This is a genomic window from Mycobacterium sp. E3298 (assembly GCF_001666895.1).
GTDB lineage: Bacteria > Actinomycetota > Actinomycetes > Mycobacteriales > Mycobacteriaceae > Mycobacterium.
The window spans coordinates 1-1,024 of the sequence record NZ_LZJB01000429.1; the positions used below are offsets into that span (position 1 = coordinate 1).

General features: G+C 62.4%; 1 protein-coding gene and 1 pseudogene. One reads left to right on the top strand and one right to left on the bottom strand.

Going from position 1 to position 1,024, the window contains the following annotated elements:
* A pseudogene (locus A9X05_RS20435) lies at positions 1-302 on the top strand (acyl-CoA thioesterase domain-containing protein); the annotation flags it as partial.
* A gap of 25 nt (positions 303-327) precedes the next feature.
* Here the strand turns inward: A9X05_RS20435 and A9X05_RS20440 are convergent.
* A complete protein-coding gene (locus A9X05_RS20440; RefSeq protein ID WP_067783784.1) occupies positions 328-939 on the bottom strand; it encodes a TetR/AcrR family transcriptional regulator in 612 nt (203 codons plus the stop codon).
* Positions 940-1,024: the final 85 nt, after the last annotated feature.

A 1,024-nucleotide genomic window follows, 5' to 3' on the forward strand; every position in this document is an offset into this window, starting at 1 on the left:
CGCATTGGACTATCGCCGCGGGTATGTTGCCGCATCCGGGTTTGGGCGAAGCCCGCGCGCATGCCACCTTGTCGACCGGAATCATGAAAGCCACCATCGCGTTTCACGACGACGTGGATGTTACCGACTGGCTGCTGTACACCAACCACGCCTTCTGGTCGGGACGGGGGCTTGTGCAGGGCGACGGCCGGGTGTTTGCCCGAGATGGACGGCTCGCCGCGTCGTACACGATCCAGGCGATGGTGCGTGAGTTCGCGACCGAGCCCGCGGCGATGGGCCGCGACAGCCGCACGGCTATGTGATGCGCAGGTGAAATTCGCGACCGCGTCAGCGCAGGCCGTTGATCGCGAATTTCTCGACGTAGCGGCGAACCGTGGCCGGCTTGGTCATATCGAAGGTCAGACCTTGATTGACAGTCGAAAAGGAATAGATGATTCTCGCCAGCCATTCGCTACCGGCGGTCACGTCGACTCCGGCGCCGACCTCGCCGCGTTTCTGGGCATCGCGCACGTAGGGTTCGAGGAACTTTGTGGTGCGGCGGACGGCGGCATCGCCGTCGGCGACCATGTGGCGCATCAGCTCGGCGTCATCGGCCATCAGCCGGTTGCGAGTCCGATGGTCGAGCAGAATTTTCGCGTGGGTCTCGGCCATCGCGCCGAGTTGTTCTGCCAGCGTTGATTTCTTGGCCATAGCCGCGGCGACTTCACGGTAGAAGCCTTGTGCGCCATGCTCGATGGCGGCTTCGATCAGGACATCGCGATCGACGAAGTACCGATAGATGGTGCCCCGCGAGACCTTCGCCATGCGCGCCACGTCCTGCACACTGGTGCGCTGGATGCCGAGCTGGGTGAAGCATTCGTTCGCCGCCTCGAGGATCTGGTCTCGGCGATCGAATTCCCCGTCCGATTCCAGATCGGCAGGGGCGGGTTTCGTCGACATGTCGCTCTATGCTACGCGACAAATTTCGGCGTTGTGTTCCGTTGATGGGCCAATTCGTCACTGAACTGGGCCCGGATAGTAGTCA

Coding starts and splice junctions, on each gene's coding strand:
- A9X05_RS20440 (WP_067783784.1), bottom strand. CDS start 939: ATGTCGACGAAACCCGCCCCTGCCGATCTGGAATCGGACGGGGAATTC.